The sequence below is a fragment of the Aminobacter sp. MSH1 genome (genome assembly GCF_003071665.1).
Taxonomy (GTDB): domain Bacteria; phylum Pseudomonadota; class Alphaproteobacteria; order Rhizobiales; family Rhizobiaceae; genus Aminobacter; species Aminobacter niigataensis.
The window spans coordinates 947,898-971,982 of sequence record NZ_CP026265.1 but is presented as its reverse complement, the minus strand read 5'-3'; the positions used below and the strand labels follow the sequence as shown (position 1 = coordinate 971,982).

General features: G+C 63.1%; 23 protein-coding genes. 15 read left to right on the top strand and 8 right to left on the bottom strand.

Features of this window, described 5'->3' with window-relative positions:
- Positions 1 to 8 precede the first annotated feature (8 nt).
- The 9 genes from ccoN to holA all read left to right on the top strand — a co-directional run bounded on the left by ccoN (position 9) and on the right by holA (position 9,116).
- On the top strand, positions 9 to 1,625 hold the full coding sequence (gene ccoN, locus CO731_RS04755; protein ID WP_108606174.1) for a cytochrome-c oxidase, cbb3-type subunit I: 1,617 nt from the start codon (positions 9 to 11) through the stop codon (positions 1,623 to 1,625).
- Positions 1,626 to 1,635: 10 nt separating this feature from the next.
- Entirely contained in the window at positions 1,636 to 2,367 is a 732-nt protein-coding gene (gene ccoO / locus CO731_RS04750) for a cytochrome-c oxidase, cbb3-type subunit II (RefSeq protein ID WP_108606173.1), read from the top strand.
- Positions 2,368 to 2,377: 10 nt separating this feature from the next.
- Positions 2,378 to 2,527 carry a cbb3-type cytochrome c oxidase subunit 3 gene (locus tag CO731_RS04745; RefSeq protein ID WP_108606172.1) on the top strand — a complete coding sequence of 50 codons (150 nt, stop codon included), beginning with the start codon at positions 2,378 to 2,380 and terminating at the stop codon, positions 2,525 to 2,527.
- Between the two features lie 3 nt (positions 2,528 to 2,530).
- Entirely contained in the window at positions 2,531 to 3,394 is an 864-nt protein-coding gene (gene ccoP, locus CO731_RS04740; RefSeq protein ID WP_108606171.1) for a cytochrome-c oxidase, cbb3-type subunit III, read from the top strand.
- 162 nt (positions 3,395 to 3,556) lie between these two features.
- Positions 3,557 to 5,113, top strand: coding sequence for a cytochrome c oxidase accessory protein CcoG (gene ccoG, locus CO731_RS04735; RefSeq protein ID WP_108606170.1), 1,557 nt, complete (start codon positions 3,557 to 3,559; stop codon positions 5,111 to 5,113).
- On the top strand, positions 5,110 to 5,607 hold the full coding sequence (locus CO731_RS04730; RefSeq protein ID WP_108606169.1) for a FixH family protein: 498 nt from the start codon (positions 5,110 to 5,112) through the stop codon (positions 5,605 to 5,607). The genes ccoG and CO731_RS04730 overlap by 4 nt, the downstream gene beginning before the upstream one ends.
- Positions 5,604 to 7,877, top strand: coding sequence for a cation-translocating P-type ATPase (locus tag CO731_RS04725; RefSeq protein WP_108606168.1), 2,274 nt, complete (start codon positions 5,604 to 5,606; stop codon positions 7,875 to 7,877). Before CO731_RS04730 ends, CO731_RS04725 begins: the two co-directional genes overlap by 4 nt.
- Entirely contained in the window at positions 7,874 to 8,014 is a 141-nt protein-coding gene (ccoS, locus tag CO731_RS04720) for a cbb3-type cytochrome oxidase assembly protein CcoS (protein WP_108606167.1), read from the top strand. Before CO731_RS04725 ends, ccoS begins: the two co-directional genes overlap by 4 nt.
- 52 nt (positions 8,015 to 8,066) lie before the next feature.
- The gene (gene holA, locus CO731_RS04715) at positions 8,067 to 9,116 is read left to right on the top strand and encodes a DNA polymerase III subunit delta (RefSeq protein ID WP_108606166.1); all 1,050 of its coding nucleotides are present in this window, start codon (positions 8,067 to 8,069) and stop codon (positions 9,114 to 9,116) included.
- Positions 9,117 to 9,172: 56 nt separating this feature from the next.
- Here holA and CO731_RS04710 read toward each other — a convergent pair whose 3' ends face one another.
- The 5 genes from CO731_RS04710 to mnmE all read right to left on the bottom strand — a co-directional run bounded on the left by CO731_RS04710 (position 9,173) and on the right by mnmE (position 14,920).
- Positions 9,173 to 10,054 (bottom strand): ParB/RepB/Spo0J family partition protein, encoded by an 882-nt coding sequence (locus CO731_RS04710; RefSeq protein ID WP_108606165.1) that lies wholly within the window; start codon positions 10,052 to 10,054, stop codon positions 9,173 to 9,175.
- Positions 10,055 to 10,087: 33 nt separating this feature from the next.
- A complete protein-coding gene (locus tag CO731_RS04705) occupies positions 10,088 to 10,885 on the bottom strand; it encodes a ParA family protein (RefSeq protein WP_108606164.1) in 798 nt (265 codons plus the stop codon).
- A gap of 41 nt (positions 10,886 to 10,926) precedes the next feature.
- Complete coding sequence (rsmG, locus tag CO731_RS04700; protein ID WP_199914560.1) at positions 10,927 to 11,559, bottom strand: 16S rRNA (guanine(527)-N(7))-methyltransferase RsmG; 633 nt, start codon at positions 11,557 to 11,559, stop codon at positions 10,927 to 10,929.
- On the bottom strand, positions 11,556 to 13,430 hold the full coding sequence (mnmG, locus tag CO731_RS04695; protein ID WP_108606163.1) for a tRNA uridine-5-carboxymethylaminomethyl(34) synthesis enzyme MnmG: 1,875 nt from the start codon (positions 13,428 to 13,430) through the stop codon (positions 11,556 to 11,558). The genes rsmG and mnmG overlap by 4 nt, the downstream gene beginning before the upstream one ends.
- A 170-nt stretch (positions 13,431 to 13,600) precedes the next feature.
- A complete protein-coding gene (mnmE, locus tag CO731_RS04690; RefSeq protein WP_108606162.1) occupies positions 13,601 to 14,920 on the bottom strand; it encodes a tRNA uridine-5-carboxymethylaminomethyl(34) synthesis GTPase MnmE in 1,320 nt (439 codons plus the stop codon).
- Positions 14,921 to 14,983: 63 nt separating this feature from the next.
- On the opposite strand from mnmE, the gene CO731_RS04685 reads away from it, so the two are divergent.
- The gene (locus tag CO731_RS04685; protein WP_108606161.1) at positions 14,984 to 17,002 is read left to right on the top strand and encodes a thioredoxin domain-containing protein; all 2,019 of its coding nucleotides are present in this window, start codon (positions 14,984 to 14,986) and stop codon (positions 17,000 to 17,002) included.
- A 5-nt stretch (positions 17,003 to 17,007) separates the two neighbouring features.
- On the opposite strand, the gene rho is transcribed toward CO731_RS04685, so the two are convergent.
- The 3 genes from rho to hemE form a co-directional block, all read right to left on the bottom strand.
- The gene (rho, locus tag CO731_RS04680; protein WP_055981803.1) at positions 17,008 to 18,273 is read right to left on the bottom strand and encodes a transcription termination factor Rho; all 1,266 of its coding nucleotides are present in this window, start codon (positions 18,271 to 18,273) and stop codon (positions 17,008 to 17,010) included.
- A gap of 164 nt (positions 18,274 to 18,437) precedes the next feature.
- Complete coding sequence (gene hemJ / locus CO731_RS04675; RefSeq protein ID WP_108606160.1) at positions 18,438 to 18,977, bottom strand: protoporphyrinogen oxidase HemJ; 540 nt, start codon at positions 18,975 to 18,977, stop codon at positions 18,438 to 18,440.
- Positions 18,974 to 20,008 (bottom strand): uroporphyrinogen decarboxylase, encoded by a 1,035-nt coding sequence (gene hemE, locus CO731_RS04670; RefSeq protein ID WP_108606159.1) that lies wholly within the window; start codon positions 20,006 to 20,008, stop codon positions 18,974 to 18,976. The genes hemJ and hemE overlap by 4 nt, the downstream gene beginning before the upstream one ends.
- A gap of 400 nt (positions 20,009 to 20,408) precedes the next feature.
- On the opposite strand from hemE, the gene CO731_RS04665 reads away from it, so the two are divergent.
- From CO731_RS04665 to dnaQ, 5 genes are all read left to right on the top strand, one after another.
- On the top strand, positions 20,409 to 21,230 hold the full coding sequence (locus CO731_RS04665) for a pyruvate, water dikinase regulatory protein (protein WP_108606158.1): 822 nt from the start codon (positions 20,409 to 20,411) through the stop codon (positions 21,228 to 21,230).
- Between the two features lie 53 nt (positions 21,231 to 21,283).
- The gene (locus CO731_RS04660; RefSeq protein ID WP_108606157.1) at positions 21,284 to 21,883 is read left to right on the top strand and encodes a Maf-like protein; all 600 of its coding nucleotides are present in this window, start codon (positions 21,284 to 21,286) and stop codon (positions 21,881 to 21,883) included.
- The gene (locus CO731_RS04655; protein ID WP_108606156.1) at positions 21,876 to 22,712 is read left to right on the top strand and encodes a shikimate dehydrogenase; all 837 of its coding nucleotides are present in this window, start codon (positions 21,876 to 21,878) and stop codon (positions 22,710 to 22,712) included. Before CO731_RS04660 ends, CO731_RS04655 begins: the two co-directional genes overlap by 8 nt.
- Positions 22,709 to 23,299 (top strand): dephospho-CoA kinase, encoded by a 591-nt coding sequence (coaE, locus tag CO731_RS04650; RefSeq protein ID WP_108606155.1) that lies wholly within the window; start codon positions 22,709 to 22,711, stop codon positions 23,297 to 23,299. The genes CO731_RS04655 and coaE overlap by 4 nt, the downstream gene beginning before the upstream one ends.
- Positions 23,300 to 23,368: 69 nt before the next feature.
- Positions 23,369 to 24,085 (top strand): DNA polymerase III subunit epsilon, encoded by a 717-nt coding sequence (gene dnaQ / locus CO731_RS04645; RefSeq protein ID WP_108606154.1) that lies wholly within the window; start codon positions 23,369 to 23,371, stop codon positions 24,083 to 24,085.

Genomic DNA, 24,085 nt, shown 5'->3' with positions numbered 1-24,085 from the left:
GATCGCTCATGAAATACGCAATGGAAACAATCCTGCTGGCATTGGCGGCCTTTGCCGCCTTGCTCGGCGCCGCCTTCGCCAAGGACAGCCAGTTCGGCGCCCATATGTGGGTGCTGTTCTTCGTGCTTACCGCGAGCGTCATCGTCCTGATGCGCACCAGCAGCTATGCGCCGGTCGACATCCTGGCCGAGGACAAGTCAGCCTACATGGACGGGCCGATCCGCTACGGCGTCATCGCCACCGTCTTCTGGGGCGTGACCGGCTTTCTCGTTGGCGTCATCGTCGCGGCACAGCTTGCCTTCCCCGACCTCAACATCGAGCCGTGGCTGAACTTCGGGCGCCTGCGCCCGCTGCATACCTCGGCCGTGATCTTCGCCTTCGGCGGCAACGCGCTGATCGCCACCTCGTTCTACGTGGTCCAGCGCACGTCGCGCGCACGCCTCTTCGGCGGCAATCTCGCCTGGTACGTGTTCTGGGGCTACCAGCTGTTCATCGTCATGGCAGCCACCGGCTATCTCCTGGGCATCACCCAGAGCCGCGAATATGCCGAGCCGGAATGGTATGTCGACATCTTCCTGACCGTCGTCTGGGTCGCCTACCTCATCGTCTTCCTCGGCACGATCCTGAACCGCAAGGAGCCGCATATCTATGTGGCCAACTGGTTCTACCTAGCCTTCATCGTCACCATCGCCATGCTGCACATCGTCAACAACCTGGCGGTGCCGGCGTCCTTCCTCGGTTCGAAGAGCTATTCGCTGTTCTCGGGCGTGCAGGATGCGCTGACGCAGTGGTGGTACGGCCATAACGCCGTCGGCTTCTTCCTGACCGCCGGCTTCCTCGGCATGATGTACTATTTCGTGCCCAAGCAGGCCGAGCGCCCGGTCTATTCCTACCGGCTGTCGATCATCCACTTCTGGTCGCTGATCTTCCTCTACATCTGGGCCGGCCCACACCACCTGCATTACACCGCCCTGCCCGACTGGGCGCAGACGCTCGGCATGGTGTTCTCGATCATGCTGTGGATGCCCTCCTGGGGCGGCATGATCAACGGCCTGATGACGCTGTCCGGCGCCTGGGACAAGATCCGCACCGATCCGATCATCCGCATGATGGTGGTGGCCATCGCCTTCTACGGCATGTCGACTTTCGAAGGCCCGATGATGTCGATCAAGGCGGTCAACTCGCTCAGCCACTACACCGAATGGACCATCGGCCACGTGCACTCCGGCGCGCTCGGCTGGAACGGCATGATCACCTTCGGCGCCATCTACTTCCTGGTGCCGCGCCTGTGGGGCCGCGAGCGACTCTACTCGATGCGCCTGGTCACCTGGCACTTCTGGCTCGCCACCCTCGGCATCGTCGTCTACGCCGCCGTCATGTGGGTTGCCGGCATCAGCCAGGGCCTGATGTGGCGCGAATACGACGAGCAGGGCTTCCTGGTCTATTCCTTCGCCGAAAGCGTCGCTGCCATGGTCCCCTACTACATCGTCCGCACCATCGGCGGCCTGATGTTCCTCGCCGGCGCCCTCGTCATGGCCTGGAACGTCTTCATGACCATCCGCGGCCACGTGCGCCAGGAAGAACCGCTGCCCGGCGCGGCCCCTGCACTCCAGCCTGCCCAGTAAGGAGCCCGACATGGCACTGCTCGACAAACACAAGACCATCGAGAAGAACGCGACGCTCCTGCTGGTCGGCACGCTGCTGGTCGTCAGTATCGGCGGCCTGGTCCAGATCACGCCTCTCTTCTATCTCGAGAACACCATCGAGAAAGTCGAGGGCATGCGTCCCTACTCGCCGCTGGAGCTGGCCGGCCGCAACATCTACATCCGCGAGGGCTGCTACACCTGCCACAGCCAGATGATCCGGCCGTTTCGCGACGAGGTGGAGCGCTACGGCCACTACAGCCTGGCTGCCGAGTCGATGTACGACCATCCCTTCCAGTGGGGATCGAAGCGCACCGGCCCCGACCTTGCCCGCGTCGGCGACCGCTACTCCAACGAATGGCACGTCCAGCACCTGATCGAACCGCGTTCGGTGGTGCCGGAATCGGTGATGCCGAGCTACGCCTTTCTCAAGGAGACGCCGCTTGCGGTCAACACGATCAGCTACGACCTGACGGCCAACCGCCGCGTCGGCGTGCCCTACAGCGACGAGATGATCGCCAGCGCCGAGGCCGACATCAAGGCGCAGGCCGACCCGAACGCCGACACCTCGGGCGTCCTGGCCCGCTACCCCAAGGCCAAGCTCGGCGACTTCGACGGCAACCCGGCGGCACTGACCGAAATGGATGCGCTGGTCGCCTATCTGCAGATGCTTGGCACGCTGGTCGATTTCTCGACCTACGACGCAGCCGCCGGCTACCGCTAGGAGATCTGTCATGGACTACACCACGTTGCGACAATTCGCCGACAGCTGGGGGCTGCTGGCGATGACCGTCTTCTTCATCGGCGCCGTGATCTTCGCGCTTCGCCCGGGCAGCCGCGAAGCGGCCGAACGGGCCGCACAAATTCCGCTCAAGGAGGACTGATCTGTGAGCGAAAAGCAAATCGACGAACTGTCCGGCGTCGAGACCACCGGACATGAATGGGACGGCATCCAGGAACTCAACAATCCGATGCCGCGCTGGTGGCTGTGGACCTTCTACGCCACCATCGTTTGGGCGGTTGCCTACAGCATCGCCTATCCGGCCTGGCCGATGATCAGCACCGCGACGACCGGCCTGCTGGGCTATTCAAGCCGCGTCGACGTCAAGAACGAGCTCGCCGCCGCCGAAGAGGCCAAGAGCGCCTATGTCGAGGCAGTCAGCGCGAAGAGCGTCGGCGATATCCTGGCCGACCCGGAGCTCAGGCAGTTCGCCACCGCCGCCGGTTCGGCAGCCTTCAAGGTCAACTGCATCCAGTGCCACGGCTCTGGTGCGCAGGGCTCGCCAGGCTTTCCCAACCTGAACGACGACGAATGGCTGTGGGGCGGCAACATCGACCAGATCTACCAGACCATCGCGCACGGCGTCCGCTTTGCCGGCGACGAGGAAACGCATGTCTCGGAGATGCCGGCTTTCGCCGAGGTTCTCGAGCCGCAGCAGATCAACGAGGTCGCGGCCTATGTCGCCAGCCTCGAGGGTCTGGCCGACACGCCCGACCTGGTGCCCGCCGGTGCCCAGGTATTCGCCGACAATTGTGCCGCCTGCCATGGCGAGGACGCCAAGGGCAGCAAGGAAATGGGCGCGCCCGACCTGACCGACGCCATCGCGCTCTATGCCTCGGGACAGGCCGCCATCGCCCAGCAGGTACGCCACCCCAAGCACGGCGCCATGCCCGCCTGGGGCGAGCGACTGGGCGACGTGAAGGTCAAGGAGCTTGCCATCTTCGTCCATTCGCTCGGCGGCGGCGAATAACCCTCCATCGCCGTGGGGTGATGGACGAAGGGCGGGGGAGAGGCTCGGCAGCAATGCCGGGCCTCGACGCGCAAAGACCCGGGGATTGACCTGGGTCAAGGCCGGACTTCAGCCGGCCGGGCATAACAGGCCAACCCCGGTGATGGGTTGCAGGAGACTTAGATGCTTGACGAGACCGAAGTCGAGAGGCTCGAGGTAGAGGCGGTCAACTCCGCCAAGACCCGCCAACCTCTGTACAGCGCGCGCAAGAAGGTCTTTCCCAAGCGCGCTTCCGGTCGATTCCGCCAGTTCAAATGGCTGATCATGCTGATCACGCTCGGCATCTACTACCTGACGCCATGGATCCGCTGGGACCGCGGTCCGTATGCGCCCGACCAGGCGGTTCTGCTCGACATCGCCAATCGCCGCTTCTACTTCTTCGCCATCGAGATCTGGCCGCAGGAATTCTTCTACGTCGCCGGGCTGCTGGTGATGGCCGGCATCGGCCTGTTCCTCGTCACCTCCACCGTCGGCCGCGCCTGGTGCGGCTACACCTGCCCGCAAACCGTCTGGGTCGATCTGTTCTTGGTCGTCGAGCGCGGCATCGAAGGTGACCGCAACGCCCGCATCAAGCTCGACGCAGCGCCGATGTCGGCGGCAAAACTGGCCAAGCGCACACTCAAGCACGCCATCTGGCTCGTCATCGCGGTGGCCACCGGCGGCGCCTGGATCTTCTACTTCGCCGACGCGCCCAGATTGCTGGGCGACTTCGTCACCGGCCAGGCAGCGCCGGTCGCCTACATGACGGTCGCCATTCTCACCGCCACCACCTATGTCTTCGGCGGCCTGATGCGCGAGCAGGTCTGCACCTACATGTGCCCGTGGCCGCGCATCCAGGCGGCGATGCTCGACGAAAACTCGCTGACCGTCACCTACAACGACTGGCGCGGCGAGCCGCGCTCGCGCCATGCCAAGAAGGCTGCCGCCGAAGGCCTTTCGGTCGGCGATTGCGTCGACTGCAACGCCTGCGTGGCGGTCTGCCCGATGGGCATAGACATCCGCGACGGCCAGCAGCTCGAATGCATCACCTGTGCGCTCTGCATCGATGCCTGCGACAGCGTCATGGACAAGATCGGCAAGGAACGCGGCCTGATTTCGTATGCGACGCTTGCCGACTACCAGTCGAACATGGCGATCGCCACCGATCCGGTCACGGCCACGATCGACCCCAAGCGGGTGCGCAATTCCGAGGGCAGGCTCAATGCGGCGATCGCCCATTTCCGCCTTGGCCGCATCTTCCGGCTGCGCACCCTGATCTATGCCGGCGCCTGGAGCTTGATCGGTGTTGCTTTGCTCGTTGCCCTGCTCAGCCGCGACCGGCTGGAGGTCAACGTGCTGCAGGACCGCAATCCGCAATTCGTGCGCCTGGCCGACGGCTCGATCCGCAACGGCTACACCGTCAAGCTGCTCAACATGGTGCCTGAGCCGCGCACCATCGTGCTTCGCATGGAGGGCCTGCCGGAAGCGATGATGACCGTGGTCGGCATGGACCTGCCGGAGGGCCGTTCGGTCGCGGTCGAGGCCGAGCCGGACAGGCTCAAGACGATCAGGGTCTATGTCCGCTTGCCGCGCGAAAGCCTGGCCGAGGGCCAGAGCTTCAAGTTCATCGTCGAGGACAAGGCAAGTTCCGAAGCCGACTCCTATGTTGCTAACTTCAACGTCCCGGAGGCAGGCAAATGAACTCTCGCGCCGGTCAGCCCAGGCAGTTCACCGGCTGGCACATGCTGGCGATCATGGTCGCCTTCTTCGGCGTCATCATCGCGGTCAACCTGCTGATGGCGACCTTCGCCAACACCAGCTGGACTGGCCTTGTCGTCCAGAACACCTATGTCGCCAGCCAGCAGTTCAATGAGCGCGTCGCAGCATCCCGCGCCCAGGCGGCACTCGGCTGGAAGGGCACGCTGACGATCGTCGATGGCGAGATCCGCTACAACCTTGTCGATGCGTCAGGCACGCCTGTTCGAGCCGAGAACGTCACCACCTCCTTCCGCCGCCCCGCCTACGAGGCCGAGGACTGGAAGGTAACGCTCGCTCGCAAGGCCGATGGCACCTTTTCGGCGAAGGCTGCCGTCCGCGACGGCATCTGGATCGTCAATACAGAGGCAATGACGACAGTCGGGGCGCCCTACCAGGAAGCACGCCGGATCGTCGTGGCCAATGGAGCGGTGAAATGAACTGCTGTGGTCCTGACGCCGATGCCGCCCTCAGCCTGCCCTCGGCTGCCGCCAGGGGGCCGTCGCGCGAAGAACTGGCGCTGTCCAGCCGCACCCTGCCCGGCGGCATGCGTCAGACCGACCTCTCCGTTCCCGGCGTGCATTGCGGCGCCTGCATGACCAATATCGAAGCCGCCCTCGGCCGCCTCGACGGCGTCGACCATGCGCGCGTCAACCTTTCGACCAAGCGTGTCTCGGTGCGCTGGCGCGAGGATGCCGGCGCACCCGACATCGCCGAGGCGCTTGGGCGGCTGGGCTATGAAGGCCATCTCTTCGAGCAAGGCGCCGACGACAAGGACGAGACGCTTGCCGAACTCATCCGCGGCTTGGGCATCGCCGGTTTCGCCGCCGGCAACATCATGCTGCTGTCGGTCTCGGTATGGTCAGGTGCAACCGATGCCACGCGTGACCTGTTCCATTGGATCTCGGCACTGATCGCCCTGCCGGCACTCGCTTATGCCGGCCGCATCTTCTTCCGTTCCGCCTGGGGCGCACTGCGCAACGGCCGCACCAACATGGACGTGCCAATCTCCATCGGCATCCTGCTCGCCTACAGCATGAGCCTGTATGATACCGCCAACAGCGGCCCGCACGCCTATTTCGACGCCTCGGCCTCGCTGCTGTTCTTCCTGCTGATTGGCCGCACGCTGGACCACGTCATGCGCGAGCGTGCCCGCGTCGCCGTCAAGGGCCTGGCCCGGTTCGCCGCCCGCGGCGCGACCGTGCTCAACCCCGACGGCAGCAGCGCCTATCTGCCGGTCAGCGACATCAAGCCGGGCACCCACATCCTGCTGTCGGCCGGCGAACGCGTGCCTGTTGACGCCAGGGTGCTCAAGGGCCGCTCCGAGCTGGACTGCGCCATCGTCTCGGGCGAAAGCGATCCTGTCGCCGTCGAGGCCGGTGCCGCGCTGCGCGCCGGCACGCTCAATCTCACCGGCCCGCTGACCATCGAAGCAACCGCGGCGGCACAGGATTCGTTCCTCGCCGAGATAATGCGGCTGATGGAAGCCGCCGAGAGCGGCCGCGGCGGCTATCGCCGCGTCGCCGACCGGGCGGCCGCGCTGTACGCCCCTATCCTGCATTTGACCGCGTTCCTGACCTTCATCGGCTGGATGGTCGCAGCAGGCAACTGGCACCAGGCCATCACCATCGCCATTGCCGTGCTGATCATCACCTGCCCCTGCGCGCTGGGCCTTGCGGTGCCGATCGTGCAAGTGGCCGCCGCGCGGCGCCTTTTCGAGAACGGCATCATGGTTAAAGACGGCTCAGCAATGGAGCGGCTGGCCGAGGTCGACACCGTCGTCTTCGACAAGACCGGCACGCTGACGCTCGGCATGCCACGGCTGGTCAATGCCAACGAGATGTCGCCTGATGCACTAGCGCTGGCAGCAGCTATCGGCCGGCATTCGCGTCACCCGATCTCGCGCGCTCTGGCAGAAATCCCGGTTGAAATGCCGGCAAAGGAATGGGCATTCGACGCGGTTGAAGAAATTCCCGGCTTCGGGCTCGAAGCCAGGAGCGGCACCGACACCTACCGTCTGGGCCGTGCCGCCTGGGCGCTCGACGAGGCGAACACCGCCGCCGGCACGGTACTGTCGAAGAACGGTACCGGCCTCGCCGAGTTCATCTTCGAGGACCGGCTGCGCGCCGACGCTATGGCCGCCGTTTCCGCGCTGCGCGACAGGGGCCTGGCGATCGAGATCGTTTCCGGCGACCGGCCGGATGCGGTGGCATCAGTCGCCGCATCCTTGGGCATCGACCAGTTCTCTTCGGGCGTGCTGCCCAATGGCAAGGTCGCCCGGCTTGAGGCGCTCAAGGCCGAGGGCCGCAAGGTGATGATGGTTGGTGACGGGCTCAACGACGCCCCGGCGCTGGCTGCGGCGCATGTCTCCATGGCTCCGGCCAGTGCTGCCGATATCGGCCGCAGTGCCGCCGACTTCGTCTTCCTGCGCGAAAGCCTGTCGGCAATCCCGCTGGCGCTGGCGACATCGAGGGAAGCAAGCCGCCTGATCCGGCAGAATCTCATGCTGGCTATCGTCTACAATGCCGTCGCCGTGCCGATTGCCCTGCTCGGCTACGTCACCCCGCTGGTTGCGGCTCTGGCAATGTCGGGGTCTTCAGTTATTGTCATCGCCAATGGATTGCGGCTCGGCACCGGCAAGACCAGGTCACCAAGGCCTGCCGCCGGTCAGGGGCAACCCTTTCCAACCAAGGAGGCAATGGCATCATGACCGGTCTGTTGTTCCTGCTCCCCGTCGCACTTCTCCTCGGCGGACTCGGGCTTGCGGCGTTTCTCTGGTCGTTGCACAGCGGCCAGTACGACGACATGGATGGCGCAGCCGAACGTATCCTGGTCGACGACGACTAGAGCGCGGACAAAAATGCTGCGGCAGCCCGAAGGCCTGTGCTAACAGGGCGGCATGGCGCAGAAGAAAGCTCACGAGGTCGATTCCTGGCTCGCACGCCCCGCAGCCGAAGCGGTGATCGTGCTGATCTACGGTCCTGATCGCGGTCTCGTGTCCGAACGTGCTGCAGCCTTTGCCGCCAAGACCGGCCTTCCTCTCGACGATCCGTTCTCGGTGGTGAAGCTCGACGCCGCCGACGTCGAACGCGACAGCGGCCGCCTCGTCGACGAAGCGCGGACCGTTCCGATGTTTGCGCCGCGACGCCTGATCTGGGTGCGCAACGCAGCCGCCCAGAAGAGCTTGGCCGACGACGTCAAGGCCCTCGTCGCCGATCCGCCGCGCGATGCGATCGTATTGATCGAGGCCCAGGACCTCAAGAAAGGCGCACCGCTGCGCACCGTGGTCGAGGGCGCTTTTGCCGGCATGGCCCTGCCCTGCTACGGCGACGAGGCGCGCGATATCGAGACCCTTATCGACGAAGAGTTGCGTGCCGCCGGCCTGACGATGGCGATGGATGCCCGCAATGCGCTGCGCCGCAGCCTCGGTGGCGACCGCCTGGCGACGCGCGGCGAAGTTCAGAAGCTCACGCTCTACGCCATGGGCCGCGGCGAAATCAGCCTCGACGACGTCAAGGCGATGACCGGCGATGTCTCCGCGCTTTCTCTCGACGATGCCATCGACGCCGCCCTTGGCGGCAACATCGCCGAGTTCGACGCGGCCTTCACCAAACAGTGCCAGACCGGCAGCCAGGCAGCCCAGTTGCTGGCAACTGCGACCCGCCACCTGCAAAACATCCATTTGATGCGCGGCGAAATGGAATCGGGCAGCCGCAACGCCGCAGCCGTGATAGCAGCCGCGCGGCCGCCGGTGTTCTTCGCCCGTCGCCGTGCAGTCGAGCGCGCGCTGGCAGGCTGGACTGCGGCGGCGCTGAGCCGCGCGCTTGTGCGGCTGCAGTCAACAACCTTGCAGACGCGACGTCGACCGGACCTCGCCATTGCCCTGGCCAGGCAAGCGATGCTGGGCATCGCCGTCGAAGGTGCACGCTTGGCCGGCGGACGGCGTTGAAAGCGGAACGCCGGCTAAGAAGCCGGCGTTCGCAGAATAAGAATCAATCGAATCAATTAGATACGTTCGCTCTTCAGGCGGCGGCATAGATCGTCCAGCTGTTCGAGCGAGCGGTAGCTGATGCGCAGCTCGCCGCCCTTTTCCTTGTGAGCGATCGAAATTTTCATGCCGACGACGTCGGTGAGCAGCTTTTCCAGTGCGATCGTGTCCGGATCCTTCTCGACCGGACGTGCCGGCTGCTTCTCCATTACGGCGTCCGCCGGAAGCTGGGCCAGAGCCTCCGCCTGGCGCACCGACAGGCCTTCTTCAACGATCCGCTTGGCCAGACCGGCCGGGTCCTGGGCAGTGATCAGGGCGCGCGCGTGGCCGGCGGACAATTCGCCATTGATCAGCATGTCGCGCACCACGTCCGGCAGCTTGAGCAGCCGCAGCGTATTGGCGACATGGCTGCGGCTCTTGCCGATGACCTGGCCGAGATCGGCTTGGGTGTAGCTGTGGTCGTCGATCAGCTGCTGGTAGCCCATCGCCTCTTCGATGGCGTTGAGATCGGAGCGCTGCACGTTTTCGATGATGGCGAGTTCAAGCGCCGTCCGGTCATTGACGTCACGGACAATGACCGGAATCTCGTTGACCCCTGCGCGCTGGGCTGCGCGCCAGCGACGCTCGCCAGCGATGATTTCATAGCGCCCTGACTGGGCGGCGGGCCGCACGACGACCGGCTGCACCAGGCCATGCTCGCGGATCGACTGCGCCAAGTCGGCCAATTCGGCCTCGCCGAAATGGCGCCGCGGATTGCGCGGGTTCGGACTGACGAATTCGATCGGTACCCGTCCATCGGCTAGCGCTGCGGGCTTTTCGGGAACAACCGGCTTGTCCATTTCGCCGATCAGTGCGGCAAGTCCTCGCCCAAGGCGCTTTCTGGAAAGGTCTTCGTTCATGTCTAACCCAGCTTGTTTCGAGTCCGAATCGATTTACGCGGCCCGGAGTTTACGTTCGCGCCTGATCACTTCAGAGGCGAGCTGCAGATAGGCTTGGCTGCCTGAGCACTTGAGGTCGTAGAGGATCGCCGGCTTGCCATAGGAAGGCGCTTCCGAGATGCGCACGTTGCGCGGGATGACCGTGTCGTAGACCTTCTCGCCCATATGCGCACGCACGTCTTCGACCACCTGGTTCGCCAGATTGTTGCGGCCGTCGAACATCGTCAGCACGATGCCCTGGATGGTCAGGTCGGGATTGATCGACCGGCGCACCTGATCCACGGTCTCAAGCAACTGGCTCAAGCCCTCAAGCGCAAAGAATTCGCACTGCAGCGGCACGAGAACGGAGTCGGCTGCCGCCATCGAATTCAGCGTCAACAGATTGAGCGACGGCGGGCAGTCGATCAGCACGTAGCTGTAGCCTGCCGACCGCTCCGAGGATGCCCGCAGGGCATTGCGCAGCTTGAGCACGCGATCGGGCGCCGAGGCGATTTCCATTTCGATGCCGAGCAAATCCAGCGTCGATGGAATGAGCGACAGGCCCGGCACGGCTGTTTCCATGGCCGCCTGCTCGATCTCCAGTTCGCCGGTCAGCACGTCATAAGACGACACGCTGCGATCCTTGCGATCGATGCCGAGACCGGTGCTGGCGTTTCCTTGGGGGTCAAGGTCGATGATGAGCACGCGCTCGCCGATGGCGGCAAGTGCCGTCGCCAGATTGATGGCCGTCGTGGTCTTGCCGACGCCGCCCTTCTGATTGGCAACTGTAATGATTCTTGGTGTGATCTTCATGGCTCGACTGCTGTTTTCCGTCTCGTCACATGGCGTCGCGATCAGATGCGACGCAGGTTCCGAATCTCGAGGATGACCCCCTGCGTGTCGGTCAGGCTTGGGTGTTCTACCAGATCGAATCCCCACTGGAGAGCGCTATCTTCGATCTCCTGGCGGTAATCCCGGCCTTTGTGGAAAAGTGCTGTGGTGCCGGCCTCGAGCCAGGGCGCCGACAGTTTGAGCAGCAATGGCAGCGGCGCCAGTGCCCGGGCACTCAGTACTTCGGGAGCGCGAATCACGCCGTGCACGTCCTCGATGCGCTTGGCATGAACCCGCGCCGGCAGGCTGAGTTCTCCGGTCACCGCCTGCAGGAAGCCGGCTTTCTTGCGGTTGCTCTCGACCAGATCAATGGATGCCCCTGCCCGCCCCGCAATCATCGTAGCTATGATCAAGCCGGGAAAGCCGCCGCCAGAGCCGATGTCGAGCCATTGGGTGGCTTCGCCGCCTAGCCGTACGACCTGGGCGCTGTCGAGAATATGCCGCTCCCAAGCGTCCTGGAGCGTAGACGGCGCCACGAGATTGATGCGCTGCGCCCACTTGCGGAACACAGTCTCGAAGGCAATCAGCTTGTCGAATGTTTCACGTGAAACGGGACCTGCGACGTCTTGCAACCTGTCATATGCGTGCTGTTTCAAGCGGCACCCCTGCGCGCCAGCGCCTCGGCATTTCGGACGTGGGAAAGAATAATTGCCAGCGCCGCCGGCGTCATGCCGTCGATTCGTTGTGCTTCAGCCAGAGAGCGCGGGCGACGCGTCCGCATCTTCTGGCGCAATTCATTCGAAAGCCCGGGAACCGACTCAAAATCAAGCGTTTCGGGGATGACCCTCTCCTCTTCCTTCAACATCAGTGCCGCATCGGCCTTCTGTCGGTCAAGATAGACGGCGTATTTCGCTTCAGTTTCAATGGCTTCGGTAGTCTTGGCATCAATCGACGCCAGTTCCGGCAAGATCTTAACAAGTTGGTTGAGGTCAATATTGGGGTAAGCCAGAAGCTCATAAAGCGAGCGCTTGACGCCGTCGAGATTCACTTCGATGCCATGGCGTCGCGCTTCGTTGGGCGACAAGATATGCGACTTGATCAGCGCACGGGCAGCATCGACACGCGCAGTCATTTCGCCAAACCGCGCTTCACGCTCTTCGGATGCAATGCCGAACTCGATTGCCAGAGGCGTCAGTCGCTCGTCGGCATTGTCGGCACGCAACGAAAGCCGGAACTCGGCCCGCGAGGTGAACATGCGATAGGGCTCACTGATACCGCGGCTGATCAGATCATCGACCATCACACCGATATAGGCCTGGCTACGGCTCAGAATCACCTGCTCGCTGTTGCCCGCGAGACGGGCCGCGTTGATGCCTGCAAGCAGACCCTGCGCACCCGCTTCTTCATATCCGGTCGTCCCATTTATCTGGCCGGCGAGGAAAAGTCCCCCGACGCGCTTCGTTTCAAGCGTCGCTTCCAGTTCGCGCGGGTCGATATGGTCGTATTCGATCGCATAGCCCGGCTGCAGCATGACCGCACGCTCAAGCCCTGGTATCGATTTCAGGATATCGAGCTGCACATCTTCGGGCAGCGAGGTCGAGATGCCGTTGGGATAGACGGTGTCGTCGTCGAGACCTTCCGGCTCAAGGAAGATCTGGTGACCCTCACGGTCGCCGAACTTGACGATCTTGTCCTCGATCGACGGGCAGTAACGTGGCCCAATACCTTCGATCGAACCGGAATACATCGCCGAGCGGCCGAGATTCTCCCGGATGATCTGGTGCGTCGCCTCGGTCGTACGTGTGATGCCGCATTCGATCTGCGGGTTGGTGATCCTGTCGGTGAGCAACGAGAACGGCACTGGATCGGAGTCTGCTGCCTGCGTCTCCAGCGACGCCCAGTCGATCGTCCGGCCATCGAGACGCGGCGGCGTGCCTGTCTTCAGACGGCCGAGTCGTAGCCCGGCGCGTTTCAGAGTTTCCGACAGGCCCATCGAGGCCTGCTCGTTCATGCGGCCGGCCGCGAACTTGCGTTCACCGATATGGATAAGCCCGCGCAAGAAAGTACCCGTTGTCAGGACGACCGCCGCACAGGCCAGCGCACGTCCGTCACCGAGAACGACAGCCGTAACACGGTCATTATCTATAATGAAATCAGAGACTTCCGCCTCGACAACAGTAAGATTCGGCTGGGCTGCGATGGCATCCTGCATCGCCAGCCTGTAGAGTTTTCGATCGGCCTGGGTGCGCGGACCGCGCACGGCCGGGCCCTTGCGCCGGTTGAGCAGACGAAACTGGATGCCCGCGGCATCGGCAGCACGGCCCATCAGCCCGTCCATGGCGTCGATCTCGCGGACAAGATGGCCCTTGCCCAATCCGCCGATCGCCGGATTGCACGACATGGTGCCGATCGTATCGTGGCGAAGGGTCACGAGCGCGGTCTTGGTACCGGCACGTGCGGCTGCAGACGCCGCTTCGCAACCGGCATGGCCTCCGCCCACCACGACGACGTCGTAGCTTTCACGCATCAGAGTCTCCAGGAAACATTTGCCGTGACAGATGTCCCCATCTCCGCCTCATGTCAAGAGAATCGCTGGAGTGGTGGTTTCACGTGAAACAACCTGGCCGCGCGAGCGGGAGTCAACGCCGATGGTTCACGTGAATCAGCACAATCCCCCGCCAAAATGTTTCACGTGAATCACTTGCCGATGCAGAATTGGGAGAAAATCACGTCCAACAGGTCTTCAACGTCGACTGCGCCGGACAGCTTGCCTATCCTGTCGCTCGCCAGCCGCAGATTCTCGGCCTTCAACTCCAGAAGCGAATTCTGGATCGTCAGTGCGGACCCCAGGTATCCGGACGCTTCCTGCAGCAATTCGACATGCCTCAAACGCGAGGGAAGGACGTCGCCGCGTTGTCCTACGGCTTCGCCAGCCATTTCGCTGATAATTTTGAGAAGACTGTCGATACCTTCGCCGGACTTGGTGGAGATCGTCGCAGCGTAGCGATCGGCTGCCGGCCCGGTGGCCAGGTCCAGTTTGTTGCCAACTCTGACGGTGCGAATTCCAGAGGGCACGTCGAGCTCCTCGCCCGGCGAAGACATGTCCTCCAACAAGACCACCAAATCTGCGCCTTTTGCCCGCTCCCTGGCACGTTCGATGCCAATGGCCTCGACCTTACCGGCCGGCTCACGCAAACCCGCCGTATCGGTGATCCGAACCTTCAGGCCATCGAGATCCAAAACTGCTTCGACGAGGTCGCGCGTAGTGCCCGCCTCGTCAGTCACGATTGCCGCCTCCCGGCGCAACAATGAATTGAGCAGGCTCGACTTCCCGGCATTCGGCGCACCCAGGATGACAACGTCAAAGCCGTCACGGATCATCTCGGCCTTACCATAGCTGTCGATGTGGCGTTGGATCTCCTCGATCAGCAATCCGACATCGCGCCAGACCTGGGACGACACCGATCCCGGCACATCGGCCTCGTCGGCAAAGTCCATCTCCGCTTCGATCATTGCCCGCGCGTGGATCAGGCGCTTGCGCCATCCGAGATAGAGTTCGCTCTGCACGCCGCCGGAGTTCAACACGGCGAATTGGCGCTGCGCTTCTGTCTCCGCGTTAACCAGGTCGGCGAGCGCCTCCGCCTCCAGGAGGTCGATCTTGCCGTTAAGAAAAGCGCGTCGCGTGAATTCGCCCGCCTCGGCTTGGCGAAAGCCCGGCAACCCGGAAATTTCGGTAAGCAACGTCGCCACGACCGCCCGGCCACCATGCACCTGGAACTCGCCGCAGTCTTCGCCGGTAAAGCTGTTCGGACCAGGGAAAAACAGCGTCAGCGCCTGATCGATCCGCCTGCCGTCAGACGCATGCAATGGGCCGTAGTGAGCCAAGCGCGCTTTCGGGAGAGAACCGCCAATCGTTTCGATGGCGAATCGAACATGCGGCCCCGAAATGCGTATGATTGCCACGCCGGATGGTAAGTGGCCGCTGGAAAGTGCAGCGATGGAATCTGTGAATAGCATTTGCCGGTCTCACGGAAGCGCCCTAGGTTGGGCGGTATTACCACTGTTTCGGACTGATCGCGCATGCTTCCGCAAGACAATTTGCTTCGTGACGAAGGCAGCCCTTACCTGCGCCAGCATGGCGACAATCCGGTGCACTGGCGCCCGTGGTCACCTGCGGCTCTGGCGGAAGCCGTAGAGCTGGACAGGCCCATCTTGCTCTCCGTCGGTTATGCCGCCTGCCATTGGTGCCATGTCATGGCGCACGAAAGCTTCGAGAATGCCGAAGTTGCTGAGGTCATGAACCGGCTCTTCGTTAACATCAAGGTCGACCGCGAGGAGCGGCCCGACATCGACCAGATCTACATGGCAGCGCTCGCCAGCATGGGCGAGCAAGGCGGCTGGCCGCTGACGATGTTTCTCACGCCGGACGCCAAGCCATTCTGGGGCGGGACCTATTTTCCGCGTGAGGCGCGCTACGGGCGTCCGGGCGTCATCCAGGTACTCAACGCCGTCGATGCGGCATGGCGCGGCAAACGCGCCAGCATCCTGCAAAGTGCGTCAGACCTTGCGCAGCATGTCAGCAAGCGCCTCGGTGGCAGCAGCGCGCCCGGGCAATTGTCGACCGACACTGCCCGGACACTTGCATCAGGCATCTACGACATGATCGACCGCCAATTAGGTGGGCTCCGCGGAGCGCCAAAATTCCCGAACGCGCCCTTCATGCAGACCCTGTGGCTGTCCTGGCTCCGCTCGGACAACCAGGAGCATCGCGATGCGGTCACGGAAACCATGGCGCGCATGCTCACTGGCGGCATCTATGACCATGTCGGTGGTGGCCTGGCGCGCTATTCCACCGACGCACAATGGCTGGTGCCGCATTTCGAGAAGATGCTGTACGACAATGCGCAGATGATCCGTCAGGCCAACTGGTCCTATGCCGCCACCGGAAACGAACTGTTTCGGATACGAATCGAAGACACCGTCGCCTGGCTGATGCGGGAAATGCAGCTGCCCGACGGAACGTTCGCCTCCAGCCTTGACGCCGACAGTGAAGGTGAAGAAGGCCTGTTCTACACCTGGACGAGACACGACATAGAAGCCATTCTCGGTGACGATTCGTCCTTGTTTTTCAACCACTTCACGCTCAGCAAGCCGGATTCTTGGGAAGGGGACCCCATTATCCACCAGACAGAGGCGCAGACCGTTCAGTCGGCCGAGGCGCGCCGCCTAGTCTCCGGGCTCCTGGCCCGGCTGCTCGAGGCGCGCGAGAAGCGCGTTCGGCCCGGCCGCGACGACAAGGCGCTGACGGATTGGAACGGCCTGACGATCGTTGCCCTTGCCGAGGCAGGACGAAGCCTCGAACGCAGCGATTGGATAGCGGCAGCGAAGGCGGCATTCGACGCAATTCTGGCTTCGGCCAATCCAGACGGCCGGCTGCCCCATTCCTGCCTGGGCGAAAAGCGGCTCTATCCGGCGCTGTCGAGCGATTATGCCGCCATGATCAACGCTGCCGTTTCGCTGTTCGAAGCCACCAGGGACACGCGATACCTGGAGGGCGGCGCGCGTTTTCTCGACATACTCGAGACCTGGCATGCCGATGCCGACAAGACGGGGCACTATCTCACCGCTTCTGACAGCACCGACGTGCCAATGCGTATCCGCGGCGACATCGATGAGGCGATCCCGTCAGCAACCAGCCAGATCATGGAAGCGGTGGTGCGGCTCGCCAATGTCACCGGCGACATCGACCTGCAGCAACGCGCCTGGACGATCGCCGAGCACGCCGCCGGCCGGATCCAGAACCAGCAATACGGCCAGGCAGGCATCGTCAATGCGAGTGTATTGGCGCTCGAGCCTTCGAAGCTGATCGTCGTCGTGGATCCGACGAACTCAAGGCTTGTTTCGGTAGCGAATCGGAACCCCGACCCGCGCCGCGTCGACATCTTCGTCAACGTTGGCGACGACGTGACCCGCGCCAAACTGCCGGGGGACATCCTGCCGGATACGAAAAAGGCCGGTGCATATCTCTGCACCGGCCTCATCTGTCTGCCTGTTATCGACGATCCCGAAAAGCTCGAAGAAGCCCTTCGCCGTCGCTGAACAGGTCAGGTGTTCATCGAATCGAAGAAGTCGGCGTTGGTCTTGGTCTGCTTGAGCTTGTCGATGAGGAACTCGATCGCATCGGTGGTGCCCATCGGCGCTAGGATACGGCGCAGCACGAAGATCTTCTGCAGGTCCTGGCGCTGGACGAGCAGGTCTTCCTTGCGGGTGCCGGACTTGAGGATGTCCATCGCCGGATAGATGCGCTTGTCGGCGACCTTGCGGTCGAGCACAATTTCCGAGTTGCCGGTGCCCTTGAACTCTTCGAAGATGACTTCGTCCATGCGGCTGCCGGTGTCGATCAGCGCCGTAGCGATGATGGTCAGCGAACCGCCTTCTTCGATGTTACGGGCAGCGCCGAAGAAGCGCTTCGGACGCTGCAAGGCGTTGGCGTCGACGCCGCCGGTCAGAACCTTGCCGGATGACGGCACGACGGTGTTGTAGGCGCGGCCGAGACGGGTGATCGAATCGAGCAGGATGACGACGTCGCGGCCATGTTCGACCAGGCGCTTGGCCTTCTCGATGACCATTTCAGCAACCTGGACGTGGCGAACGGCCGGCTCGTCGAAGGTCGACGACACCACCTCACCCTTCACCGAGCGCTGCATGTCGGTCACTTCTTCCGGACGCTCGTCGATCAGAAGCACGATCAGGTAGCACTCGGGATGGTTGGTGGTGATCGAGTGCGCGATGTTCTGCAGCAGCACGGTCTTGCCGGTACGCGGCTGCGCCACGATCAGGGCGCGCTGGCCCTTGCCCAGCGGCGCCACCAGGTCGATGACGCGGGGCGAGATGTCCTTTGTCGTCGGGTTCTCGACTTCCATCTTGAGCCGCGACGTCGGGTACAGCGGCGTCAGGTTGTCGAAGTGGATCTTGTGACGGATCTTTTCGGGATCGTCGAAATTGATCGTGTTGACCTTTAGCAGCGCGAAATAGCGCTCGCCCTCCTTGGGGCTGCGGATCGGGCCCTCGACCGTATCGCCGGTCTTCAGCGAAAAGCGCCTGATCTGGGAAGGTGAAATGTAGATATCGTCCGGACCCGGAAGATAATTGGCGTTGGCCGAACGCAGGAAGCCAAAACCGTCCTGCAACACTTCGACGACACCGTCACCGATGATCTCGATATCCTGGCCGGCCAGCTTCTTGAGAATCGCAAACATCAGTTCCTGCTTGCGCATGACGCTGGCGTTTTCGACCTCGAGCGATTCGGCGTAAGCGATCAGCTCCGGCGGCTTCTTGTTCTTGAATTCGGCGAGTTTAGTTTCCTGCATAGACGGACTCTGAGCGTGGGGAAGGATTGGCTATCGGCATTTTGCGATAAGCGCCGGGCGCGGCCAGGGAATGAGAATGGGGCGGCGCATGGCGGGAAGGAAGAACAGCCTTTTAGCTCTCCCGAAACGAAAGAGCAAGGCGCAGTCCAGCAAATTTAAGGTCGTCAGAAGGGCTTTACAACCACCAGGATGACGATGACGACCATCAGGACCGTCGGGATCTCGTTGACAATGCGCCAATGCCGCGACGGTTTCTCGTTACGGTCCTCGGCAAAGCGGCGGACGGACGCCGAGAGATAGCCGTGCACGCCCGAAAGCAGCAATACGGCAGTGAGCTTGGCGTGCAGCCAGCCGCCGCTGAAATCAAATCCCTTCCAAGCCAGCCACAGGCCGAACACCCAGGTGACGATCATCGCCGGGTTGATGATGGCCCGCAGCAGGCGACGCTCCATCACCTTGAAGGTCTCCGATTGCACGGAACCCTTCTCCGCCTCTGCGTGATAAACGAACAGCCGCGGCAGATAGAGCATGCCGGCCATCCAGGAGATCACCGCGATGACATGGATCGCCTTGGCCCAGAGGTAGAAGCCGTCTGGTGCGGCGAGGAAGAGCAGCGCCGTCAGCGCTGCCAGAACAACGATCGAGATCACAGCGCGTTTCGCTGCCGTCGCACCGCTTGATGCCCCTTGCGCGTTGCTGCTCATTGCTGGGTTGCCTTTCGCACCTGGCGGACCATCGCCTCGACATGCGCCACAGGCGTCTCAGGCGTAATGCCGTGGCCGAGATTGAAGATCAGCGGACCGTTTCCCAATGCCTTCAGGATGGCATCCACGCCCTCGTCCAGAGCCTTGCCACCGACAACGAGCCTGAGCGGGTCGAGGTTGCCCTGCACGGCTCCTGCGCCCTGCAGACGCTGCGCCTGCGACAGAGGCACCGCCCAATCTAGGCCGAGGCCGGTGACGCCTGTGCGCTGCCTGTAGCTGTCGAGCTGGGCTCCAGCCCCCTTGGGGAAGCCGATGATCGGAACGTCCGGATAGACCGCGCGCACCTTGCGCACGATCTCGGCAACCGGCTTGATGCAGCAGGCCTCGAAAGTCGCTTCGTCGAGCACGCCCGACCAGGAATCGAAGATCTGCACCACGTCGGCGCCCGCTTCGATCTGGCGGATGAGATAGGCTGCCGAATGATCGGCAAGGATCGACAGCAACCGCGCCATGGCTTCCGGCTCGCGATAGGCGAACAGTCTTGCTGGTGCCTGGTCTGGCGTGCCGTGTCCGGCGATCATGTAGGTGGCAACCGTCCAGGGCGCGCCGCAGAAGCCGATCAGGGTCGTCTTCTCCGGCAATTCGCGGCGCAGCCGGCGCACGGTTTCGTAGACCGGTTCGAGATTCACGTGAAACTTTTCGCCGTCCAGCGCTGCGACGCCGGCCGCGGTGATCGGCGTCATCAAGGGCCCACGGCCTTCCTCGAAGCGGAGATCGCGACCGAGCGCATGCGGAACCACAAGGATGTCGGAGAACAGGATCGAAGCATCGAAGTCGAAGCGCCTGATCGGCTGCAGCGTCACTTCGACGGCGAAGTCTGGGTTGTAGCAGAGATCGAGAAAGCTCCCGGCCTTCTTACGCGCTTCGCGATACTCCGGGAGATAGCGGCCCGCCTGTCGCATCATCCAGAGCGGAGGAACCTCCAGGCTTTCGCCTTTCAGGACTTGGAGCAGAGCGCGTTTCACGGCCATCTGGCCTGCCTTTCCTTGAGCCTTCTATAAACAAAAATTTATATCGAAGGATTCTTCTAATTCTTAGAGTCTGTTGGAATCGAGAATTACGACCTGTCCATAGGCAGCCCGAGATATCCACTTGTCATAGTGACGCGCGGCCGTTTTCGCCAGCGTGGAAAACTTCGAGCAAGAAGCGGATTCGTCGATTTGAATCAGGAATGTAGCTGAGCGCATGCCAGATGCTGATTCTGTGGACAGCCGGGGACTAAAAAACTATCCCCACAATACTCCCCGCCACTGAATCGAAACAGACAGCAGAGCGAATTGTGGACAAGTCGGCATCTGATACAGTCGCGCCGGCCGCTTCGAGCCAAACCGCCCGTTTATCCACATTTGACCACAGACCCAGGCGCCCGCTGTGAACAAACCGCAAAGCTTCTTCCATCTGCACCTGATCTCCGACGCCACCGGCGAGACGCTTCTGGCGGCCGGGCGCGCGGCCTCCGCGCAATACAAGGACGCGCGCGCGATCGAGCACATCTACCCGCTGATCCGCACCGAAAAGCAGCTGATGAAGGTGTTCGACGACATCGAGGAAGAGCCGGGCATCGTGCTCTACACCGTTGTCGATCAGCACCTCGCCGGCATCATCGACAGCCGCTGCGCGGCGATGGGGCTGCCCTGCGTGTCGGTGCTCGAGCCGGTGCTGTCGGTGTTCCAGTCCTATCTCGGCGCGCCGGCCGGCCGCCGTGTCGGCGCCCAGCACGTGCTCGATGCCGAATATTTCCGCCGCATCGACGCGCTCAACTTCACCATGGAACATGACGACGGCCAGTTGCCGACCGACATGGAGCAGGCCGACGTGGTGCTGATCGGCATTTCGAGAACGTCGAAGACACCGACCAGCATCTATCTCGCCAACCGCGGCATCAAGACCGCAAACATCCCCATCGTGCTTGGCGTCCCCGTGCCCGACAGCCTAGTCAAGGCGGAAAAGCCACTGGTCGTCGGGCTGATCGCCACCGCCGAGCGCATCTCGCATGTGCGCCAGAACCGTATTCTCGGCACGACCATGGCCTTCGACGCCCAGGAATACATCGACCGCGCCTCGATCACCGAGGAACTGGCCTATGCCCGTAAGATCTGCACCAAGCACAATTGGCCGATGATCGACGTCAGCCGCCGCTCGATCGAGGAAACGGCCGCCGCGATCGTTGCCCTGCGCAACAAGAGCCGCTAGGACCCGATACACCCAGCAACGCCGCCTGCGCGGTTCGTTTTCAGGCAAAGCCAGTGACCGAAAAACTCATCCTTGCTTCCGGCAGCCCGTTTCGCAAAGCCATGCTCGAACATGCCGGCGTGGCCGTCGATGCCATCCCCGCCGATCTCGACGAGCGTGCTCTCGAGGCACCGCTGGCCGAAAGCGGTGCGACGCCCGAGGAAGTGGCCTTGGTGCTCGCCGAGGCAAAGGCGGTGGCAGTCAGCGAAGCACACCCTGGCCGGCTGGTGCTCGGCTGCGACCAGACGCTGTCGCTCGGCGACGAGGTGTTCCACAAGCTGGCCGACATGGAAGGGGCCCGTCGCCACCTGCTCAAGCTTTCCGGCCAGACGCATCAGCTCAACAGCGCCGTGGTTTTGGTGCGCGATGGCGAAACGATCTGGCGCCATGTCGCGGTCGCGTCGCTGACCATGCGCCAGCTCGACCCGGCTTTCATTGGCCGCCACCTTGCCCGTGTCGGCAGGAAAGCCCTGTCGAGCGTCGGCGCCTACCAGATCGAGGGCGAAGGCATCCAGCTGTTCGAAAAGGTCGAAGGTGACCACTTCACCATCGTCGGCCTGCCGCTTTTGCCGGTTCTCAAGGAACTGCGCGAGCTCGGGGCCATCGATGGCTGAGTTGAAGGCATTCGTCTGCGGCCACCCCATCGCGCATTCGCGCTCGCCGCTGATCCATAGCCATTGGCTGAAGAGCTACGGCATTGACGGCAGCTACACGGCAATCGACGTCGCTCCAACTGATTTTGCCGTGTTTCTCAGCGGTCTTGCTGCGGCTGGCCTCCGCGGCGGCAATGTCACCATCCCGCACAAGGAGGCAGCCTTCGCCGCTGTCCAGCGCCGCGACGAGGCCGCCGAGCAGATCGGCGCCGTCAACACGCTGTGGTTCGAGGATGGCGTTTTGTGGGGTGGTAACACCGACGCCTATGGTTTTGCCGCCAATCTCGATCACTTTGCGCCGGGCTGGGCCAAGGGCGATGTGGCCGTGGTGCTGGGCGCCGGCGGTGCGTCGCGGGCGATCATCCATGCGCTCAAGCAGCGCGGCTTCAAGGATATCCGCATCGTCAACCGCACGGTTGCGCGCGCCGAGCAGCTTGCCAACCAGTTCGGCGCCGGTATCACAGCGCATCCGCAGGCGGCGACGCCCGAACTGCTTGGAGATGCATCCTTGCTGGTCAACACGACGGCGCTCGGCATGCATGGCAATGAGGGCCTGCCTGCCGATCCCGCAAACCTGCCCGGCCACGCCATTGTCACCGATATCGTCTATGTGCCGCTCGAGACACCGCTGCTCACAGCGGCAAAGGCGCGAGGCCTCAAGACGGTCGATGGCCTCGGAATGCTGTTGCACCAGGCAGTACCGGGCTTCGAACGCTGGTTCGGCAAGAGGCCTGAAGTCACGGCCGAGTTGCGAAACCTGATCGTTGCCGACATGGACCGCAAGAAATGATCGTCCTGGGGCTGACAGGGTCGATCGGCATGGGCAAGTCGACGACAGCCAGGATGTTCGCGGAAGCCGGCGTCCCGGTCCATGATTCCGACGAGGCGGTGCATCGGCTCTATGCCGGCGACGCAGCCCCCCTGATCGAGGCGGCCTTCCCCGGAACGGTCAAGGACGGGACCGTCGACCGCACCGAACTCGCCCGTCATGTCCTGGGCGATGCAGCGGCCCTGAAGAAGCTCGAAGGCATCATCCATCCGCGTGTCCGGGCCGATGCAAATGCGTTCCTCGAGCGCAGCCGCGCCGCGGGTGCGCCGATTGCCGTGCTCGACATCCCGCTGCTGTTTGAAACCAATGGCCGCGGCCGGGTCGATAAGGTGGTGGTGGTCACCGCATCGCCGGAAATCCAGCGCGAGCGCGTTCTGGCTCGCCCAGGCATGACCGAGCAAAAATTCGAGGCGATCCTGGCCAAGCAGGTACCCGACGCTGAAAAGCGCGCGCGCGCCGACTACATCGTCGATACGGGCCAGGGCCTTGAGCCGGCCCGCGCTGCCGTTCAGGCCATCATTGCCGATTTGACGGTGGGAAAGCCCTAGGCCGGCGAATCGCCGCACTTGTCCGCCGGCTGCCCATGAGGGCATGCTCGCGGCAAGGAGAATCATCACTTGCGCGAGATCATTTTCGATACGGAAACGACCGGCCTCGACAACCGCGAGGACCGCGTGATCGAGATCGGCGGCATCGAGATGGTCAACCGCTTTCCGACCGGCCGCACGTTCCACAAATACATCAACCCGCAGGGGCGGCAGGTCCATCCGGAAGCCCAGGCGGTGCACGGCATCTCCAATGCCGATCTCGAGGGCAAGCCGACCTTCGCTGAGATCATCGACGACTTCATCGACTTCATCGACGGCGCCAAGCTTGTCGCGCACAACGGCACTTTCGATCTGGGTTTCATCAATGCCGAGTTTGCCAGGCTCGACCAGGCGGCGATCGAGGCCGAGCGTCTGATCGATACGCTGGCGCTTGCCCGCCGCAAGCACCCGATGGGCCCGAATTCGCTCGATGCGCTGTGCCGGCGCTACGGCATCGACAACAGCCGCCGTACCAAGCACGGCGCCCTGCTCGACTCCGAGCTCCTGGCCGAAGTCTATATCGAGCTGATTGGTGGCAAGCAGTCGGCGCTGGTGCTGGACAGCTTTTCGTCATCCGGCGGCAATGGCGGGTCGACGCGGCAGATCGAGATCGTCATCGCCGCCCGGCCCGAGCCGCTGCCGACCCGGCTGAGCGAGGCCGAGCTTGCCGCGCACGAGAAGCTGGTAGGCACCCTTGGCGAAAAGGCGATCTGGGCGAAGCTGCTCTCTCCTGCCGAACCCAACTGA

Excerpts from the sequence above, each read along its gene's own strand:
- ccoG (WP_108606170.1), top strand. The coding sequence starts at position 3,557 with ATGCTTGACGAGACCGAAGTCGAGAGGCTCGAGGTAGAGGCGGTCAAC.
- ccoO (WP_108606173.1), top strand. The coding sequence starts at position 1,636 with ATGGCACTGCTCGACAAACACAAGACCATCGAGAAGAACGCGACGCTC.
- holA (WP_108606166.1), top strand. The coding sequence starts at position 8,067 with ATGGCGCAGAAGAAAGCTCACGAGGTCGATTCCTGGCTCGCACGCCCC.
- ccoS (WP_108606167.1), top strand. The coding sequence starts at position 7,874 with ATGACCGGTCTGTTGTTCCTGCTCCCCGTCGCACTTCTCCTCGGCGGA.
- CO731_RS04710 (WP_108606165.1), bottom strand. The coding sequence starts at position 10,054 with ATGAACGAAGACCTTTCCAGAAAGCGCCTTGGGCGAGGACTTGCCGCA.
- coaE (WP_108606155.1), top strand. The coding sequence starts at position 22,709 with ATGATCGTCCTGGGGCTGACAGGGTCGATCGGCATGGGCAAGTCGACG.
- mnmE (WP_108606162.1), bottom strand. The coding sequence starts at position 14,920 with ATGCTATTCACAGATTCCATCGCTGCACTTTCCAGCGGCCACTTACCA.
- mnmG (WP_108606163.1), bottom strand. The coding sequence starts at position 13,430 with ATGCGTGAAAGCTACGACGTCGTCGTGGTGGGCGGAGGCCATGCCGGT.
- CO731_RS04705 (WP_108606164.1), bottom strand. The coding sequence starts at position 10,885 with ATGAAGATCACACCAAGAATCATTACAGTTGCCAATCAGAAGGGCGGC.
- rho (WP_055981803.1), bottom strand. The coding sequence starts at position 18,273 with ATGCAGGAAACTAAACTCGCCGAATTCAAGAACAAGAAGCCGCCGGAG.
- CO731_RS04685 (WP_108606161.1), top strand. The coding sequence starts at position 14,984 with ATGCTTCCGCAAGACAATTTGCTTCGTGACGAAGGCAGCCCTTACCTG.
- CO731_RS04725 (WP_108606168.1), top strand. The coding sequence starts at position 5,604 with ATGAACTGCTGTGGTCCTGACGCCGATGCCGCCCTCAGCCTGCCCTCG.
- hemJ (WP_108606160.1), bottom strand. The coding sequence starts at position 18,977 with ATGAGCAGCAACGCGCAAGGGGCATCAAGCGGTGCGACGGCAGCGAAA.
- ccoN (WP_108606174.1), top strand. The coding sequence starts at position 9 with ATGAAATACGCAATGGAAACAATCCTGCTGGCATTGGCGGCCTTTGCC.
- CO731_RS04655 (WP_108606156.1), top strand. The coding sequence starts at position 21,876 with ATGGCTGAGTTGAAGGCATTCGTCTGCGGCCACCCCATCGCGCATTCG.
- CO731_RS04745 (WP_108606172.1), top strand. The coding sequence starts at position 2,378 with ATGGACTACACCACGTTGCGACAATTCGCCGACAGCTGGGGGCTGCTG.
- hemE (WP_108606159.1), bottom strand. The coding sequence starts at position 20,008 with ATGGCCGTGAAACGCGCTCTGCTCCAAGTCCTGAAAGGCGAAAGCCTG.
- CO731_RS04730 (WP_108606169.1), top strand. The coding sequence starts at position 5,110 with ATGAACTCTCGCGCCGGTCAGCCCAGGCAGTTCACCGGCTGGCACATG.